We start from the raw sequence: 16,745 nt of genomic DNA, 5'->3' as shown, positions 1-16,745 counted from the left end.
GCGAGCCTTGATGAACAGATCCTGAGCTGCCGATTCATGGTCATGACGTTGTTGTGCAGCCGTCTCCGATTGTTTTGTTTTCGTAAGCGTCAGGGTCAACGTTCGAATTCTCTTATCAACAAAAGATTAGCTCTAATTGATATTTAGACCATCCCACACGCGATCTGCCCGGTTGTTGATCAACCCCGTCGATCGCTTGAATTCAGATCAGGTACCCGGTTCCTCTGCGTTGCCCCCCAGATCGGCAATCCGGTCACGCAACTGCGAGCAACGGCGCTGATCGCCTTTGGCTTCAGCGAGGGCGAGCGCGAATTCCAGCTTCTCGAGCTGATGACCACCTTCAAGGAAACCTGACCGGGTCCAGATGGTCATGCCATGCAAGGTGCGAGAGGCACAAGCATTGGAGGCAGGGATGGTGATCGCCATAGTTGCCTTTCTTTTTATTTTGGCACCGCGCGCCACCCCTACGCGACATCGCGGCTCGCTTCTGTTTCGGCCTCCTGACCCCAGGCATGGTTCTGGGAGGACTCTTCAGCCATTTCAGGCTCTGGGATCGGAGCTGTGCTCTCCAAGAGCTCCCGCGTTTCCCGCAGCAGAGCTTCAACGCCCTCGAGCGTGGAGATCTCTTCGTCTGGAACAGCATTAAGATTCTGCTGCTGCTGGCGCAGTTGCAGCTCAAGCGCTTCCTGACGCTGTTCCAGTTTCACCAAACGCTGCGACAGAGCCGTGATGGTTTGCGCGAGATCTTCCGCAGTGCGGGTGATCCGAAAGGACACGGAGGACGTCATCACCGAAAGCTGATGGTTGCGCTGATGACAACACAGGAGCGCCGCTGTCTCAAGATCAAGCTGACATGACGCGATCGAGACCGATGCCTTCCTTGGCAACGCTGGCGCTGTACCTGCTGGCTGGAACCGCCATCGGACTGCTGGCTCTGTTCAGCGGCATTCCCGCCGCACCTTTGGCAGGGGCCTTGCTGGGTGCTGGCATCGTCAGCATGAGCGGCCAGCTGGAACCAGCCACATGGCCAGCGGGAACGCGCACAGTTCTGGAGATCGGCATCGGCACCGTGATCGGAACTGGCCTGACGCGAGCATCCTTGGAGCAACTGCAACTTCTCTGGAAACCAGCGGTTCTGATCACCCTGGCGCTGGTGCTGACAGGACTGGTCGTCGGCCTCTGGACCAGCCGCTTGCTCGGTATTGATCCCGTCGTGGCCTTGCTGGGCGCTGCCCCGGGTGGCATCAGTGGCATGAGCCTGGTCGGTGCCGAATTCGGCGTCGGTGCCGCGGTAGCCGCTCTCCATGCCGTGCGGCTGATCACCGTGCTGCTCGTGCTGCCGCTGGTGGTGCGGCTGATCGTGCCCTCGACAGCTGGAAGCTGATCGATACCTTGGGATCAATCCACAACTGACGTAATGGGTCCCATCAGGTCATCGCTGGTTCTCTCCGCCGCGGCCCTGATCGGCGCTCTCAGCCCCATGATCTCCCCCCTGCAAGCGGCCGAAGCCACCGAAGAGAAGGGAGCCAAGATCTATTGCTTTATGCGGTCCAGCGGCAACGACCACGAGGTGAGCTGGAAAGCCGCCTACGCGGTGATCAAACGGCAGCGCAGCGGCGTGTTCAAAACATCCCCGGAGCATGCCTCGGTGATGATTACGGAAGCCGTCGTCCAGGACCCCGGCAATTTCCCCGACTGTGGCCAGTTCCTTGGTGATCTGTTCGGCGGGAACACCCAACCAGCCACCGCTGCCGCCCTTGCAAACTCCTCCTCCGTCACCGAAAGCAGCATCGAGAGCAGCCACGACACCACGCGCTACAGCTACTGAGCCCTCAGGGCTACTGGGGCTGACGCTTCTGGCTGCAGTGTTGGTGGCTGGCTGCCAGAGCAAGCAACCCGCGACGCCTGCCAACACACCGACGCCGCTGGTCTCCAGTTGCCTCAGCGGGTTCCGCATGGATGAGCTTGAGCTGATGGTCAAACGCTGTGATGAGGCCATCGAGCAGACACCGGATCAGGCCGATCTGCATCGCGACCGCGCCCTGGTCTTGACCCTGCTTGGCGATCAAGCCAAAGCCTGCGACGACGTCGCAACGGCAGTGTCTCTGCTGAAGCGGTCGAGCCAGCCGGTCGACCCGATGCTGCAGCACGAACTCCAGGTGCGTCAGAGCAATTGCAAGCAATCCCGCACCATGGCGGGGAGTGATTGACGTTGCAGCGACAAACGCCGGGGCCCCAGCAACACCTCGATCCGTTCCGCCTTGCTCGCCAACAAGCCATCCACCAGCTGGTCGGCTGCGCCGAGTTGCAGCCAATGACAGGTCAGGCCATCTCCCATTCCCAGACGATGACAGCGGTCTTCGGCTTGGTCGAGATCGCCCGGCGTCCAGGGGCGTTCCAGCAACACCACATGACGGGCCCGGTGCAGGGTGAAGCCAAGGGCACCGGTGCCGAAGGTGGCCAACAGACAATCGTTCTGACCCTGCTGGAACCGATCCACACTCCCCTGGCGTTCAGCAGGGCGCTGACGACCGGTCAACAACTCGCCACCAAGGGTTTGCTGCAACAGCTGCAATGGGGCCACGAAGCCACTGAACAGCACTACAGCCTCGCCTTGCCGGCGCAGTGACTCCACCAGCTGCTGGGCCGCCGGCAATTTGAATTCCGCAGCGATCTGGCGCATGGAGGTGAGCAAAGCCAGGTGCTCTGCATCCCGTCGCACCTCTCCGAGCTGAGCCCGATGCCGGTAGTCGTCCAACACCAGCTCGACACGATGGTCGAAACCCGTGAGCTCAGCCTCCGACAGCGCCACGGGGTGAAGACGTCGCTGCTTGGGAGGAAGGTCCACCACCTGCTGCTTGCGGCGATGCAGGATCAATGGTCGAGTTAAGCGCCGCAGCTCCTCCAACTGACTGGCGCCGGACGCCTGCCAACGTTTGCCGGATCGACCCTCCCGCCAGTGCCCCTGGCAATACCGCTCTTCGAACTGGCGTTGATCCCGAGCAATCGGATGATCCATCGCCGCGAGCAGGGGATACAGCTGGGACGGGCGACCGTTCTTCATCGGGGTTCCCGTGAGCATCCAGATCGCCCGCAGACGGGGATGACGGGCCAGACGCAGCAAGGCAGCCGTGCGCTGGGCCTGAAGCGACTGGGCGTAGTGCGCTTCATCCACCACCAGGAGCGTTCCCGCTGGTGGCAGGGTGTCGGGAAGCCGAGCCCAGCTCGCCAGCTCCAGCTCAACCCCAAGGGCCTCTGATTCCCGGCGCCAGTGGGGATGCAGGCCAACGGGAGCCACCACCAGCAACCGCAGCTCGGCGCAACGCATCAGGGCACGGGCCGCCAACAGAGCTGTAAGGGTCTTCCCCAACCCCATCTCATCCGCCAGAACGGCACCGCGACGGGCCAGGAGCCAGCGGACCCCGGAGCGTTGATGGCGCAGAGGTCGACGACCATCCTGCAGGACTTCGTCGAGATCCGCTGCAGCCACAAGGGTTCGGTGCGGTGGCAGCGGTGGCAGCGGCTGCTGGCACCAGTCGAGCCACTGCTGCAGTGCAGAGGTGACGGGGAAACGGCGCCCCAGGGCCTGCTGAAGCGCATCGGCTGCGGCCAAGGGAAAATCCCATCCCTGGCCAGCGCCGTTCCAACGGCCCCTGGGCTTGATCCGACGCAACTGGGACTGGGTCACCGCATCAAACGGGCTGACCACCCGGATCAGCCCTGCTGGAGAGAGGTCCAGGCAACAGGTCAATGTGGGCTTTGGCGGCACCAACAGGCCCCCACAAACAAACACTTTAGTGAACTCAGGTCAGCGCGCAAGCATTGAGATCAAGATTCACATCACAGGCTGAAAAATTGTCGAAAATGCAGCGCTCGACACATTGACGGGCTTTTCGTTCAAGGCAGAATTGCCTCAACCGATGCATTCGGATGCATAGCAGGGACGCGGTTTTTCTCGACGAACTCTGTCCCAAATTACGCGTTCGAAGATGGCGACAGTCTCTACACACTTTTACCGGCAAAAGTTGCATTTATTGCGGCAAACCTTCCGAATCAATTGATCACATTCACCCTCAGGCCAAAGGGGGTTCAAGCGTTACTGAAAACTGTGTGCCGGCCTGCTTGTCCTGCAATGGCCGCAAATCCGACGCCGACGTTTTCGACTGGTACCGGCGACAGCGCTTTTATGACCCACGCCGCGCCATGGCGATCCGGGCCTGGATGGATGGCGACCTGCGACTCGCCGTCCGCCTGCTGCAGTGGGCCCAACCGGATCAGCCCATCAACGAGCCGGACGACATCTCAATCGCAGCTCAGGCTGCCTGAGGCTCACCAAACCCGGCATACATCCGAGGAGTGATGACGCTGGCAGATGGAGGCCTGAACGCCTGGGTCTTCAGGGGCCAGCACCACAGCACCGACGAGCAGGGCAGCCGTCAGGATGGCCCGGAGCACGATGGGCCCGGAGCGGGAACGATGGAGAGACGACGACGTCACGACAGTACATTTGACCTAATACAGGTGTACTGATGCTTGCCGATCTTGTCAAGCGGTCGCAGCCGCTGGCGGCTGACGCCAAGCTTCTGTTGCTGGGCGGCGGATACAGCGGACGTTGTCTGGCCAGCCTGGCCCGAGCTCTGGAAACACCGGTTCTCTGCACCCGCCGTTCCCTCGACTCTGCCGAGGCGGATCTGCTGTTCGACAGCAACGGTCAGGACCAGCTCGACCCTGCAGCCCTGGAGGGCGTGACCCATCTGCTGTCCACCATCCCCCCGGATCGCGAAGGCAACGATCCGGTCTTATTGAAGCTGCTGCCAACGCTCAGAAGCCTGCCGCTGCGCTGGGCGGGCTATCTCTCCACCACAGGGGTTTACGGCGATCGTCAGGGCGGTTGGGTGTCGGAACAGGACGACCCGGCACCAGCGCTGGACCGCAGCATGCGCCGCCTCAACTGCGAACAAGCTTGGTTGCGCTCAGGTCTGCCGATCCAGATTCTGCGTCTGCCAGGCATTTATGGACCGGGCCGGTCAGTGCTCAACGGCTTGCAGCAAGGGCGGGCCCGCTTGATCGGCAAGCCTGGCCAGGTGTTCTGCCGCATCCATGTGGAAGACATCGCAGGGGCCTGCTGGCACCTGATGCATCGCGCCGGACAGGACGCTCCGGCAAGCCCGGGCAATAGAAGCATCGTAAATGTGGTGGATGACCTCCCGGCTCCCACCGCCGAACTGATGCGGTATGCGGCAGACCTGTTGGGTTGTGCCCTGCCGCCGCTGGAGCCGTTCGACCAGATCGTGGACAGCATGAGTCCAATGGCGCAGTCGTTCTGGAGCGAGAACCGCCGCGTCAGCAACCACAGGCTCTGCCATGAGCTTGGTTACACATTGCTGCATCCGAACTACCGCGTTGGGCTGCAGGATTGCCTGAACCAGGACAAACTCAATCCGTCTGACCTGCGTTCTCCCCCTCAATCAGCCAACGGTTGAAATCAAAACCCTCGCCTTCCTCAGGCAGGGAAAGCCTCGCATCCTCAAGGAAACGGGAGAGATGCAGTTCGATCCAGCCATTGCTCAGGCCAGCGGCCAATCCCACCAACAAACACCCCAGCAGCAGCAAACGCAGCACAGCGATGGGCCCCCACGATTCCACGAACCCTAGGCATGAGCTGGTGATCGCTCTCGGCGATCCCGCGGGCATCGGCATGGAAGTGGTGCTCAAAGCCCTCGCCTCAACCACGCTCCCCCCAGAGCTCCAACCCCTGCTGGTGGGTTGCCGACGCACGCTGATCAGCACCCACGCGCGACTGCAGCGGCAAACGAGCCACCCCCTTGCCGACCCCGCAGCCCTCAGGATCGACGATCAACCGCTAAAAGCCAGCGTTCAGCCAGGACAGCCCACCACCAGCGGAGCCGATGCGGGGTTTCGCTGGCTGACTCGCGCCGTCGAACTGCTGCAGGAACGGGGGTCCCGCGCCCTGGTCACCGCCCCCATCGCCAAACACCTCTGGCATGCGGCCGGCCACCGCTATCCCGGGCAGACCGAACGGCTGGCTGAGTTGGCTGGACGCCAGCGCTCCTCAATGCTGTTCACCGCCGTCTCTCCCACCAGCGGCTGGCGCCTGAACACCTTGCTGGCCACCACCCACATCCCCCTCAGCCAGGTCCCTGAGGCGCTGAGCCCAGACCTGGTACAGCACAAACTGAACGTGCTGGAGGGGTTCTGTCGACGCTTTACGAGCACACCCCATCTGCGCATTGCCGGTCTGAATCCCCATGCCGGTGAAGCCGGTCAACTGGGCCACGAAGAAGCCGAATGGATGCTGCCGCTGCTGGATCAATGGCGGAAGGACCATCCTCAGGTGCAGCTGGTGGGTCCCGTTCCTCCGGACACCTGCTGGATCAGCGCTGCTCACGCTTGGCAGTCACCAAACCAGCCTGGTCCTGATGGAATCCTAGCCCTGTATCACGACCAGGGGCTCATTCCCGTGAAGCTGCTGGCCTTCGACGCAGCGGTGAACACCACTTTGGAACTGCCGTTCCTACGCACCTCCCCCGACCACGGCACCGCCTTCGACATTGCAGGCCAAGGGATCGCCAGCCCTGAGAGCACGACGGCAGCCCTTCAGGCCGCCTGGGACCTGAGCTGACTCAGGCCGGCTTGACCCGCATCAGAACCTGACCGAATTCAACGGGCGTGCCGTTGTCGACCAGGATCTCCACCACTTCACCGCCAACCTCAGACTCCAGCTCGTTCATCAGCTTCATCGCCTCAAGGATGCAGACGGTCTGGCCGACGTTGATCCGGCTGCCCACCTCAACAAAGGCAGGTTCGCCCGGAGCGGGAGCGCGGTAGAAGGTGCCCACCATGGGAGCCGTGACTTCGAGCAGGTCACTGCGGGTTGCGGTGGATGCAGGCGGTGCAGCTGCAGGCTCGGCGGGCGCAACGGGCGCTGGTGCAGCAGCAACGGGAGCGGGCATGACCGGGGCCATGACGGCCTGGGCCGGCAGGTTGCGACGGATTTCCAGACGGAAGTCGTCCCCTTCCAATCGGAACTCCTGGATGTCGCTCTCGCCGAGCGCTTCCAGCAAGCGGTGCAGTTGTTCGTGATCCAGCTGCATGGTCATCCGTTTTCGCGCCCGAGGTAACTGTCGTTGCGGGTGTCCACTTTGATCTTTTCTCCCACAGAAAGAAAGAGCGGAACCATCACTTGTGCACCGGTCTCAAGAATGGCGGGCTTGGTGCCACCGGTGGCGGTGTCGCCTTTGACGCCAGGGTCGGTCTCTTTGATCTCCAGAACCACAGAGTTGGGCAGTTCAACCTCGAGGGGGGTGTCGTTCCAGGACACCACGTTCACCTCCATACCCTCTTTGAGGTATTTGCGGCTCTCGCCGATCTGGTCGGCGCTGAGGCGGGTCTCCTCGTAGGTGGCCATGTCCATGAAGACATAGTCCTCACCTTCCATGTAGGTGTGCTGAAGCGAGGACTTCTCCAACATCGCCTGAGGAAGCATTTCCCCGGCGCGGAAGGTCTTCTCCACCACGTTGCCGGACTTCACCGCCTTGAGCTTGGTGCGCACGAAGGCAGATCCCTTGCCGGGCTTGACGTGCAAGAACTCGACAACACGCCAGACGGCCCCATCGATCTCAATCGTGGTGCCGGTGCGGAAGTCGTTACTGGAGATCATTCCCACCGAACGGTTCATCGGACTATACGGCTGTGCCAAAGTCCCGTCAGCACTGGGGTTCCCCCTTGGTCCATCAGCGTTTGAACGCCGTCCTTGCTGTTCTGATCAGCTTTGCTCTGATCACAATCGCCGCCCCTGCCTGGGCCGCATTGCCCCAGGGCAATGCTGTGAAGGACCCTGCCGCGATTCTTCGGGACGCGCTTCCCTTCGATCAGGACGACATCCGCGAACTGCAGCATCGGCTGGAACTCACCAGTGACGATCTGCGGGCCAAACGCTGGACAGCCCTCGGCAAGACGGTGTCACGCACTGAATCGCTGCTCAACACCCGCCGCGACACCATCCTGAACGCGGTCCCTGAAGCCAAACGCGGTACGGCAGAAGCACTGTTTGAGCGCGTGGATCAGGGCCTTGAAGACCTCAAAGAGAAGGTCAAAGCCACCGACAAACCAGGCTTCATCGCCGATCGACGCCGGACGCTGAGCTTCATCGGTGATGTGGAGGACCTGCTGGTGCCCGAAGGCTTTGAACGGGAGATCCCCGCAGAATTTGATGCCCTGCCACGGCTGCAGGGACGAGCCACCCTCAACATCAGCACAACCCAGGGAGAGCTGACCACCGTGGTGGATGGCTACAACGCCCCACTCACCGCAGGCGCCTTCGTGGATCTCGCCCTCAAGGGCTTCTATGACGGACTGCCCTTCATCCGGGCCGAAGACTTCTACGTGCTTCAGAGCGGTGATCCGGAAGGTCCGGAGATCGGCTACGTGGATCCAAAGACCAAGCAGGAGCGCCATGTGCCCCTGGAGATCCGCGTGCCGGGCGAAGACGACACGATCTACAACGAAACCTTTGAAGACGTGGGCCTGTTCATGGCCACACCAACCCTCCCGTTCGCAACCCTGGGCACCCTTGGCTGGGCCCATTCAGACCAGGCCCTCGACGACGGATCCTCGCAGTTCTTCATGTTTCTCTACGAGGCAGAGCTCACCCCGGCTGGTCTGAACCTCGTGGATGGCCGCAATGCAGCCTTCGGCTACGTGGTGGATGGATTCGATGTTGTGGAGGAATTGGGCGTCGATGACCGGATCACCGCCGTGAAGGTGGTGGAGGGAGCGGAGCAGCTCAAAGCCCACGCATGAGCCCGACCCTGGCGGAGCTGACTGAAAAGGAGCTGCTCAGGCGGCTGGCTCGCTTCGCTCCTCCGGATCAGCTCAGTGACGACACCGCAGCCCTGGCCGCAGACGCCCGGCCACTGCTGATCAACACCGACGTTCTGGTGGATGGCATCCATTTCAGCGATGCCACCACAACCTCCATGGATGTGGGCTGGCGCGCCGTTGCCGCCAACCTGTCCGACTTGGCCGCCAGTGGTGCCGTCGACATCGATGGAATCACCGTGGCCCTGGTCGCCCCAGGCCACACCCGTTGGGACTGGGTGGACGGGGTGTATCAAGGCATCAGTGCCGCCTTGGGGCAGTACGGCGGCGTTCTGCTGGGAGGTGACTGCTCCAAAGGAGAGCAGAGGCTGCTCTCGATCACGGCACTCGGCCGTCTCGGACCCCTGCGTCTGCATCGCAACGCAGCCCGCCCTGGCGATGTGCTGGTCACCAGTGGGCCCCATGGGCTCAGCCGACTGGGCCTCGCCCTCCTCCAGAACGATCCAAACGTGCGTGACATCGCTTTGTGCACAACCCTGCGGGACCAGGCGATCGCACGCCACCAACGCCCGACACCTCGGCTGAAGGACGTCCAGCAGCTGCTGGCCTGCAAACCGAAGCATCTGCCCTGGCGGGCCGGGGGAACCGACAGCAGCGACGGACTGCTCTCTGCCGTCGCAGGTCTCTGCAGCAGCAGCGGCTGCGGAGCGGTGGTGCACAACGACCAGCTTCCAACGGCCGAAGGCTGGCCTGAGGGAGCTCGATGGACGGATTGGTGCCTCGCCGGAGGAGAGGACTTTGAGTTGGTGCTGAGCCTTCCCGAAGCCTGGGCCGATGCATGGCAGCGATGCATCCCCGAAAGCCAGCGCATCGGCCAGATCAATACTGAAGCGGGCGTCATCCGCTGGGCCCACAACCACGAGCCAGTGGACACAAGCGGATTTAATCACTTCGGTCAGCCCTGAGCGACCCCCTAAGCGACCGTGCCTGACCAAAAAAAATCCCCCCCAGGTCGGGAGGGATCAAAAAAGCGATCAACGGGCGATCACTTCCAGTTCTTGGCCACCACTTCGGCGAGGTCAACAACACGCTGGCTGTAGCCCCACTCGTTGTCGTACCAGGCCAGGATCTTCACAGCCTTGTCACCCATGGCGTAGGTGAGGTCGGCATCAAAGATGGTGGACTCGTTGGTGCCGGCGTAGTCGGTGGACACCAGGGGCAAATCGCTGTACTTGATGATCCCCTTCATGCCGTTCTCGGAAGCCGACTTGATGGCGGCCTTGATGTCGTCGACGCTGGCGGCACGGGAGGGGCCGAAGGTGAGGTCAACAGCGGAGACGTTCGGGGTGGGAACGCGCATGGCGAAGCCGGTGAGCTTGCCCTTCACCTCGGGGTAAACCAGAGCCACGGCCTTGGCTGCACCGGTGGTGGTGGGAACCATGTTCAGAGCTGCAGCACGGGCGCGGCGCAGGTCGCGGTGGCTGTTGTCCAGGATCCGCTGATCGCCGGTGTAGCTGTGAATGGTTGTCATCAGACCCCAGTCGAGGCCGAAGTTCTGATCCAGAACCTTGACGATCGGTGCCAGGCAGTTGGTGGTGCAGCTGGCGTTGCTGAGGATGTCCCAGTCTTCGTGGCGGTACTGGTCGTCGTTGACGCCCACAACGAAGGTGCCGACGCGATCACCCTTACCAGGGGCGGTGAGGATCACCTTCTTGGCGCCAGCTTGGATGTGCATGCTGGCTTTCTCATCGGTGTTGAACACACCGGTGGACTCGATCACCAGGTCAACGCCCCACTCCTTCCAGGGGCAGTTGAGGGGATTGCGGTCAGCGAAGAACTTGATCTCCTTACCGTTGACGAACATCGAGCTGTCCGTGGTCTTGATGTCCACGGAGGGATCGAGACGCCCAAGGATGGAGTCGTAGGTCAGGAGGTGAGCGCTGGTGGCGGGGTCGGAGGTGGAGTTCATCCCCACAATTTCCAGGCCGGTGTCAGCACCCCGGCTGATCCATCCCCGCAGAACATTGCGACCGATCCGGCCGAATCCATTGATCGCAACGCGCAGGGTCATGGCAGAAGCGGCAAAGCCGCACAAGGGTTTTGGCCGCCGATCATACAGAAATCAGCAGAAATACCTTGTTCCAGCCCGCTTCAATCAGCTCGATTCGGCCCTCAGCACGGCAGACAAGCAGCGGCAGCTGACTTATCTTTCTTCCGACTGAAGCCCTCCGTTGCCGCGCCTGCTCGACCGTCAGACACCAGTCCACTTCATCGGTGTCGGCGGAATTGGCATGTCGGCCTTGGCCCGGATTCTCGTTGACCGCGGTCACTTGGTCAGCGGCTCAGACCCGCGTGACAATGCGACAACACAACAACTGAAGACCCTCGGAGTGAAGGTCTTCCGTCAGCAGGACGCCACCTGCATTGATGCCGTCACGGAAGCAACAGCCGCTGGCTCACCGGTGGTGGTGATCAGCACAGCCATCCCTGAGAGCAATCCGGAACTGCAGCGGGCCCGACAGCAGGGGCTGGAGATCTGGCATCGCTCCGATCTCCTGGCGGCGCTGATCGAGCAGCAACCCTCCATCGCAGTGGCCGGCAGCCACGGCAAGACCACCACCAGCACCTTGATCACCACCTTGCTGCTGGAGGCCGATCAAGACCCAACCGCTGTGATTGGAGGCATCGTCCCCAGCCTCGGCAGCAATGGTCACGCCGGCCAGGGAAAGCTGCTCGTGGCCGAGGCGGATGAATCCGACGGTTCGCTGGTGAAGTTCAGCCCCAGCCTGGGGGTGATCACCAACCTGGAGCTGGATCACACCGATCACTACTCCAGCCTCGACGAGCTGATCTCCACCCTGCAACGCTTCGCAGGGGGTTGCGATCGCGTGCTGGCTAATCACGACTGCCCGAACCTGCAGGAACATTTCCAGCCAACGGCCTGGTGGTCCAACCAGAGCGCCGAATCCGTTGACTTCGCCGCCCTGCCCTTGAGCCTGGAAGGCGATCGCTGTGTCGCCCGTTTTTATGAAGCCGGCCAGCCCGTCGGCGACTTCACCCTGCCGATGGCCGGGCTGCACAACCTGAGCAATGCCACAGGCGCCTTGGCCGCCTGCCGCATGGAAGGACTCCCCTTCGACCAATTGGTAGAAGGCCTGGCTGGCCTAAAGGCACCGGGCCGCCGCTTTGACCTTCGGGGCACCTGGAAGGGCCGTCACATCGTTGATGACTACGCCCACCATCCCAGTGAGGTGCAGGCAACCCTGGAGATGGCACGCCTGATGGTGCGCAGTGGCCGCAGTCCGCTCCCCACAGCACCACAACGGCTCCTGGCGGTGTTCCAGCCGCACCGCTACAGCCGCACCAGGCAGTTCCTCGATGGCTTCGCCAAAGCCCTAGAGAACTGTGATCTGCTGCTGCTGGCTCCCGTCTATCCCGCAGGCGAGCAACCGCTGCAGGGCATCAGCAGCAACGCCCTGGCGGATCGGGTGCGCAAGCTGAAACCGAATCTTGAAATCGCCGTCGCAGACAACCTCGATCAACTCACCGAGCTGGTGATCCAGCACAGCCGCGAGAACGATCTTGTTCTGGCCATGGGTGCTGGCGACGTGAATGGACTTTGGTCAAGGCTGACGTCATGACCCAGCAGTGCGATGCCCGCCTACCGCAGGCCCGAGTCAAGCTGGCGGACTACACCACCTGGCGGGTGGGAGGAGCGGCCGAATGGCTGGCCGAACCCGCCAGCCTTGAGGAAACCCAGGCCTGGATCGAATGGGCCGCTCATCAGGGCATGCCCTGCCGCGTCATCGGCGCTGGGTCGAACCTGCTGATTCACGATGACGGCCTGCCGGGGCTCTCGCTCTGTCTGCGCAAACTTCAGGGGCTGCAGCTTGATGCCACCACGGGGACCGTGGAGGTACTCGCCGGCGAACCGATCCCGTCACTGGCAAGACGCGCTGCCCGCGCTGGATTGCATGGTCTGGAGTGGTCGGTTGGCATCCCAGGAACCGCTGGCGGTGCGGCTGTGATGAATGCAGGAGCCCAGGGAGGCTGCACAGCGGAATGGCTGGAGTCAGTGCGGGTCATGCCCATAGAAGGGGGCAACTGCTTTGAGCTGCAGCGGGATCAACTGGACTTCGCCTACCGGCACAGCCGTCTTCAAGACGACAACCTCGTGGTGTTGTCGGCACGGTTCCGCTTGCAGCCCGGTCACGATCCGGATGAACTGAAGCGGGTCACCACGGCGAACCTCAGTCACCGCACCACCACGCAGCCCTACCAACAACCCAGCTGCGGCAGTGTCTTCCGCAATCCCGAACCGCTCAAGGCCGGACGGCTGATCGAGGAGCAAGGTCTGAAGGGAACCCGGATCGGCGGCGCCGAAATCTCAACCGTGCATGCCAATTTCATCGTCAACACCGGTGATGCCGAGGCGAAGGACATCGCCCAGTTGATCCAGCTGGTGCAGGACCGCATCGAATCCGAACACGGAATCCGTCTGCACCCCGAAGTGAAGCGGCTGGGATTCGCTTCGGCGGCTTAACCTTCCGGCTCCCACAGGATCGCCATGGCAGGGTTCGGACTCCCCAATTTCGGCCAGCTCACCGAAGCCTTCAAGAAGGCCCAGGAGATTCAGCAGAACGCTCAGGCCCTGCAGGACGAACTGGACGGGATGGAGATCGAAGGCAAGAGCAGCGATGGCCGCGCCAGCGTTTGGCTGTCGGGCAACCAGCAACCGCTGCGGGTACGACTGGACCCAGCCCTGCTGCAGGAGGGCCAACAGGCCAGCGAAACGGCCACCCTTGAAGCCCTGCAGGCGGCCTATGAGCAATCCACCGCCACGATGAAGGGCCGGATGGAAGAACTGACCGGTGGCCTGAATCTCAACCTCCCCGGGATGAGCGGCTGAGGCTGCTCTGCTCGATCAACGCGGCCTTGTAGAGGGCATAGCGTTCCCAGTCCGTGGACACACCGCAGCCGGGCTCACCGCGATGCAGGCAGTCGCGGAAACGACAGGGCCAGGGATCAAGTTGCTGACGCAGCTCCGGAAAGAGGACCCCCAGTTCCCGGGGGTCATCCGGCAGATCAGGGCGGTTGAACCCGGGGGTGTCAGCCACCCTCGCGCTCGGCCCCAGGGGAAACAGCTCTACGTGGCGGGTGGTGTGGCGCCCGCGCTGCAGTCGACCAGACACCGCAGCCGTGCGCAGTTGAAGGTCAGGGCGCAACTGGTTCAGCAGGCTGCTCTTGCCCACCCCAGAAGGCCCACACAGCACCGAAAGCTGCGCACCAGCCAAACGCTGCCGTAAAGCATCAATGCCAGTTCCGGCTGCACTGGACAGCGCCAGCGGGTCATAGCCCCACCCTTTCAACCGGGTCACCAGCCGCTCGAGCGCTGCACCTGAAAGAAGGTCTGTCTTGGTGAGCAGCAGGATCACCTCCAGCCCGGTCTGTTCCGCCGTCAACAGAAAGCGACTGGCCTGATCAGGGTCAAAACTGGGCTGTTCCACTGCCAACACCACAGCCACCAAGGAGACGTTGGCCACCGGTGGGCGTGTGAGAAAACTGTGGCGTGGCTCGACCTCGGCCACCACGGCACGCCCCTGGCCTGGATCAATCGCCTCGACGCGAACCCGATCGCCCACATAAACGGCTTCACCCCGATGGCTGAGCCGGGTGCGACGGGTGCAGAGCAGCCGCCCTGGGCATCCATCAGGTGCGACATCCAGCTCCACCTCCAGGTAGTTGGCCTGGAGCGCCACCACCATCCCGGATGCCACCGAACGGCCGGTGTCATCCACCGCAGATCACCTCGATGGTGATGGCATCCGGCGTTTGATCAATGCACTCCACACGATGGCCTGCATCCCTCAGACCTGGAAGAACCATGGCCTCAGGCTCACCCCGATCGAGACAGACCTCAAGACAGTCACCGCTGCTCATCTGCTCGAGGGTGAGCTTGCAGCGAATGAAATTCACCGGACAGGGCGTTCCCCGCAGATCCAGGGAACGCCTGCTCATCCCTTCTGACCAAACAAGCGAGCGAACAAACCACTGTTGTGGTGGTGGTGTTGCTTGCCGCGGGCGGAATGGTGACCCGCCAACTGCTCGAGGAGCTCCCGCTCCACATCACTGATCCGCTTCGGCAGATCCACGGTGACCGTCACGCGCTGATCGCCCCGTGCCACTGGATTCCCTAGCTTGGGAATGCCCAAGTTCGGCAGGGTGAGTACCGTACCGGGCTGGGTGCCGGCGGGGATGTCCAGCTCCTTGCTGCCATCCACGGTTTCCACCTCAATGGTGTCGCCAAGAATCGCCTGGAGGTAGCTGACCTTGACCTCCGAGAAGATGTTCAGGCCATCCCGCTGCAAGCGCGGGTGATTGCGAACGGTGAGGAATACGTAAAGGTCACCGGACGGGCCTCCCCGGGGTCCAGCGTTGCCTTCACCGGTCACACGAAGCCGTGTTCCGGTGTCGACCCCGGCAGGGATGTTGATCCGCAGCTTCTTGCGCACCTGTTTGACACCCTGCCCACCACAGGACCCGCAGGGATCCGAAATCACCTGGCCCGTACCGCCACAGTTGGGGCACTCGGCGACCTGAGTGAAACTGCCGAAGGGAGTTCGGGTGGCACGGCGCACTTGCCCGGCGCCGCCACAGGTGCCGCAGGTGGTGGGTCCACTGCCCGCTTTGGCACCGCTGCCGCCACAGGTGTCGCAGGTCTCCAGATGCGGGATCTTGATCTCCTGCTCCTGACCGAACACCGCCTGCTCGAAATCAATCGTCAGGTCGTAACGCAGGTCATCCCCCTGCTGAGGGCCCTGACGCCGCGGCCGACCAGCTCCAGCACCCCCAGGTCCACCGAAGCCCTGGAAAAACGTCTCGAACAGATCCGCAAATCCGCCCATATCCCCCATGTCGGGAGCACCGGCCGCACCACCAAGTCCGGCTTCACCGAACTGGTCATAACGGGCCCTGGTCTGGGGATCACTGAGCACCTCGTAGGCGCGGCCGATTTCCTTGAAACGATCTTCAGCTCCCGGATCCTTGTTGATGTCGGGGTGGTACTGACGCGCCATGCGCCGATAAGCCCGCTTGAGGCTGTCGGGATCCACATCCCGGCTGACGCCGAGCAGGTCGTAGAAGTCGGCCATCAGGCCTCCTCCGCCGTCTGATCCGGTGCCGCTGGGGCCTCAGCAGGCGCTGACGCCGGATCGGATGGTCCGGGACCCATCGACACCTTCACCATGGCGTGGCGCAGCACACGCCCATCGCGGTGGTAGCCGCGCTGGAGCTCCTCACAGACCACGTCCTCCGCAAACTCGCTGCTTTCCTCCCGCAGCACGGCCTCATGCAGGTTGGGATCAAACTCCTGGCCAACCACTTCCATGCGGGCCACCCCCTGCTGCTTCAGCACCTCCACCAGTTGCTTGTACAGACCCTGGTAACTGCGATGCAGCGCCTGGGCTTCCTCACCTTCAGGATTCAGCTGCTGACGGGCCCGCTCGAAGTTGTCGACGACGGGGAGAATCTCCGTGAGGGTCGAGCAGACCAGCTGCTGACGCATGTCGTCCTGGTCGCGGCTCTGGCGCTTGCGGAAGTTGTCGAAATCCGCCGCAATGCGCATGTATTGGCTGTTAAGCGTCTCGTGCTCCTGCTTCAACGCGCTCAACTCCTGCTCGAGCTGCTGCATGCGATCGGCCGGATCCACCGCTGCAGGAGCCTGTTCAGACGTCGCCTCGGGCGCATCAGAAGCGGACTCCGGCGTGGCTGGAACAGCACCGGACTCAACGGTCTGGTCCTGCTCTGGGGTGGAGGCGTCGCCGCTCATGCTGACCGCTCAGGGATTGCTGTCTAGACATGTTGAAGGGCAACGCTTACCTCCCACAAGCTGCGGAAGCCCGCAC

The 16,745-nt window shown here is 62.5% G+C and carries 24 protein-coding genes; 12 read left to right on the top strand and 12 right to left on the bottom strand.

Features of this window, described 5'->3' with window-relative positions:
• Window positions 1-207: 207 nt before the first annotated feature.
• Window positions 208-426 carry a hypothetical protein gene (locus DXY02_RS12545; RefSeq protein WP_011363083.1) on the bottom strand — a complete coding sequence of 73 codons (219 nt, stop codon included), beginning with the start codon at window positions 424-426 and terminating at the stop codon, window positions 208-210.
• Window positions 427-464: 38 nt separating this feature from the next.
• A complete protein-coding gene (locus DXY02_RS08010) occupies window positions 465-788 on the bottom strand; it encodes a chemotaxis protein (RefSeq protein WP_114988844.1) in 324 nt (107 codons plus the stop codon).
• An 83-nt stretch (window positions 789-871) separates the two neighbouring features.
• Between DXY02_RS08010 and DXY02_RS08005 the strand changes: the two genes are divergently transcribed.
• The 3 genes from DXY02_RS08005 to DXY02_RS07995 are packed head-to-tail and all read left to right on the top strand — an operon-like array spanning window position 872 to window position 2,210.
• The gene (locus DXY02_RS08005; RefSeq protein WP_114988843.1) at window positions 872-1,384 is read left to right on the top strand and encodes an AbrB family transcriptional regulator; all 513 of its coding nucleotides are present in this window, start codon (window positions 872-874) and stop codon (window positions 1,382-1,384) included.
• A gap of 33 nt (window positions 1,385-1,417) precedes the next feature.
• Window positions 1,418-1,828, top strand: a complete 411-nt coding sequence (locus tag DXY02_RS08000; protein ID WP_114988842.1) for a DUF6554 family protein — start codon at window positions 1,418-1,420, stop codon at window positions 1,826-1,828.
• Between the two features lie 43 nt (window positions 1,829-1,871).
• Window positions 1,872-2,210, top strand: coding sequence for a hypothetical protein (locus DXY02_RS07995; protein ID WP_244276203.1), 339 nt, complete (start codon window positions 1,872-1,874; stop codon window positions 2,208-2,210).
• Here DXY02_RS07995 and DXY02_RS07990 read toward each other — a convergent pair.
• Window positions 2,165-3,769 carry a DEAD/DEAH box helicase gene (locus DXY02_RS07990; protein WP_114988892.1) on the bottom strand — a complete coding sequence of 535 codons (1,605 nt, stop codon included), beginning with the start codon at window positions 3,767-3,769 and terminating at the stop codon, window positions 2,165-2,167. The genes DXY02_RS07995 and DXY02_RS07990 overlap by 46 nt on opposite strands.
• A gap of 161 nt (window positions 3,770-3,930) precedes the next feature.
• Between DXY02_RS07990 and DXY02_RS07985 the strand changes: the two genes are divergently transcribed.
• Window positions 3,931-4,326: an HNH endonuclease gene (locus tag DXY02_RS07985; protein ID WP_114988841.1), complete on the top strand. Its 396-nt coding sequence runs from the start codon at window positions 3,931-3,933 to the stop codon at window positions 4,324-4,326.
• A 3-nt stretch (window positions 4,327-4,329) separates the two neighbouring features.
• Here DXY02_RS07985 and DXY02_RS12540 read toward each other — a convergent pair whose 3' ends face one another.
• A complete protein-coding gene (locus tag DXY02_RS12540) occupies window positions 4,330-4,497 on the bottom strand; it encodes a hypothetical protein (protein WP_170951517.1) in 168 nt (55 codons plus the stop codon).
• A gap of 32 nt (window positions 4,498-4,529) precedes the next feature.
• Between DXY02_RS12540 and DXY02_RS07980 the strand changes: the two genes are divergently transcribed.
• Window positions 4,530-5,483: an SDR family oxidoreductase gene (locus DXY02_RS07980; RefSeq protein WP_114988840.1), complete on the top strand. Its 954-nt coding sequence runs from the start codon at window positions 4,530-4,532 to the stop codon at window positions 5,481-5,483.
• Here DXY02_RS07980 and DXY02_RS07975 read toward each other — a convergent pair.
• Window positions 5,437-5,646 carry a 4-hydroxythreonine-4-phosphate dehydrogenase gene (locus DXY02_RS07975; RefSeq protein ID WP_244276202.1) on the bottom strand — a complete coding sequence of 70 codons (210 nt, stop codon included), beginning with the start codon at window positions 5,644-5,646 and terminating at the stop codon, window positions 5,437-5,439. The genes DXY02_RS07980 and DXY02_RS07975 overlap by 47 nt on opposite strands.
• On the opposite strand from DXY02_RS07975, the gene pdxA reads away from it, so the two are divergent.
• Entirely contained in the window at window positions 5,627-6,643 is a 1,017-nt protein-coding gene (pdxA, locus tag DXY02_RS07970; protein ID WP_114988839.1) for a 4-hydroxythreonine-4-phosphate dehydrogenase PdxA, read from the top strand. The two genes, DXY02_RS07975 and pdxA, sit on opposite strands and share 20 nt — an antisense overlap.
• Window position 6,644: 1 nt before the next feature.
• On the opposite strand, the gene accB is transcribed toward pdxA, so the two are convergent.
• Both accB and efp read right to left on the bottom strand, forming a co-directional pair.
• A complete protein-coding gene (gene accB, locus DXY02_RS07965; RefSeq protein ID WP_114988838.1) occupies window positions 6,645-7,121 on the bottom strand; it encodes an acetyl-CoA carboxylase biotin carboxyl carrier protein in 477 nt (158 codons plus the stop codon).
• On the bottom strand, window positions 7,118-7,681 hold the full coding sequence (efp, locus tag DXY02_RS07960) for an elongation factor P (protein ID WP_011363074.1): 564 nt from the start codon (window positions 7,679-7,681) through the stop codon (window positions 7,118-7,120). Before efp ends, accB begins: the two co-directional genes overlap by 4 nt.
• Window positions 7,682-7,746: 65 nt before the next feature.
• Between efp and DXY02_RS07955 the strand changes: the two genes are divergently transcribed.
• Together DXY02_RS07955 and thiL are read left to right on the top strand one after the other, a co-directional pair.
• On the top strand, window positions 7,747-8,823 hold the full coding sequence (locus DXY02_RS07955; protein ID WP_170951516.1) for a peptidylprolyl isomerase: 1,077 nt from the start codon (window positions 7,747-7,749) through the stop codon (window positions 8,821-8,823).
• Entirely contained in the window at window positions 8,820-9,806 is a 987-nt protein-coding gene (thiL, locus tag DXY02_RS07950; protein WP_114988836.1) for a thiamine-phosphate kinase, read from the top strand. The genes DXY02_RS07955 and thiL overlap by 4 nt, the downstream gene beginning before the upstream one ends.
• Window positions 9,807-9,886: 80 nt before the next feature.
• Here the strand turns inward: thiL and gap are convergent, their stop codons facing one another.
• Complete coding sequence (gene gap, locus DXY02_RS07945; protein WP_038556735.1) at window positions 9,887-10,912, bottom strand: type I glyceraldehyde-3-phosphate dehydrogenase; 1,026 nt, start codon at window positions 10,910-10,912, stop codon at window positions 9,887-9,889.
• On the opposite strand from gap, the gene DXY02_RS12535 reads away from it, so the two are divergent.
• Genes DXY02_RS12535 through DXY02_RS07930 form a run of 4 tightly spaced genes read left to right on the top strand, consistent with a single transcriptional unit; the run spans window position 10,911 to window position 13,750 of the window.
• On the top strand, window positions 10,911-11,063 hold the full coding sequence (locus DXY02_RS12535) for a hypothetical protein (protein ID WP_170951515.1): 153 nt from the start codon (window positions 10,911-10,913) through the stop codon (window positions 11,061-11,063). The two genes, gap and DXY02_RS12535, sit on opposite strands and share 2 nt — an antisense overlap.
• 9 nt (window positions 11,064-11,072) lie before the next feature.
• Window positions 11,073-12,482: a UDP-N-acetylmuramate--L-alanine ligase gene (murC, locus tag DXY02_RS07940; RefSeq protein ID WP_114988835.1), complete on the top strand. Its 1,410-nt coding sequence runs from the start codon at window positions 11,073-11,075 to the stop codon at window positions 12,480-12,482.
• Window positions 12,479-13,384 (top strand): UDP-N-acetylmuramate dehydrogenase, encoded by a 906-nt coding sequence (murB, locus tag DXY02_RS07935; RefSeq protein ID WP_114988834.1) that lies wholly within the window; start codon window positions 12,479-12,481, stop codon window positions 13,382-13,384. Before murC ends, murB begins: the two co-directional genes overlap by 4 nt.
• A 24-nt stretch (window positions 13,385-13,408) precedes the next feature.
• Window positions 13,409-13,750, top strand: a complete 342-nt coding sequence (locus tag DXY02_RS07930) for a YbaB/EbfC family nucleoid-associated protein (RefSeq protein WP_114988833.1) — start codon at window positions 13,409-13,411, stop codon at window positions 13,748-13,750.
• On the opposite strand, the gene rsgA is transcribed toward DXY02_RS07930, so the two are convergent.
• From rsgA to grpE, 4 genes are read right to left on the bottom strand one after another with little or no spacing between them, the layout of a single operon-like run.
• Complete coding sequence (gene rsgA, locus DXY02_RS07925) at window positions 13,725-14,606, bottom strand: ribosome small subunit-dependent GTPase A (protein ID WP_170951524.1); 882 nt, start codon at window positions 14,604-14,606, stop codon at window positions 13,725-13,727. The genes DXY02_RS07930 and rsgA overlap by 26 nt on opposite strands.
• A 25-nt stretch (window positions 14,607-14,631) precedes the next feature.
• Entirely contained in the window at window positions 14,632-14,859 is a 228-nt protein-coding gene (locus DXY02_RS07920) for a sulfurtransferase TusA family protein (RefSeq protein ID WP_114988831.1), read from the bottom strand.
• A complete protein-coding gene (gene dnaJ, locus DXY02_RS07915) occupies window positions 14,856-15,992 on the bottom strand; it encodes a molecular chaperone DnaJ (RefSeq protein ID WP_114988830.1) in 1,137 nt (378 codons plus the stop codon). The genes DXY02_RS07920 and dnaJ overlap by 4 nt, the downstream gene beginning before the upstream one ends.
• Window positions 15,992-16,669: a nucleotide exchange factor GrpE gene (grpE, locus tag DXY02_RS07910; protein ID WP_114988829.1), complete on the bottom strand. Its 678-nt coding sequence runs from the start codon at window positions 16,667-16,669 to the stop codon at window positions 15,992-15,994. The genes dnaJ and grpE overlap by 1 nt, the downstream gene beginning before the upstream one ends.
• Window positions 16,670-16,745 lie beyond the last annotated feature (76 nt).

Source organism: Synechococcus sp. N19 (genome assembly GCF_900474045.1).
Lineage (GTDB): Bacteria > Cyanobacteriota > Cyanobacteriia > PCC-6307 > Cyanobiaceae > Parasynechococcus.
This window is presented reverse-complemented; position numbering and strand designations above follow the sequence as displayed.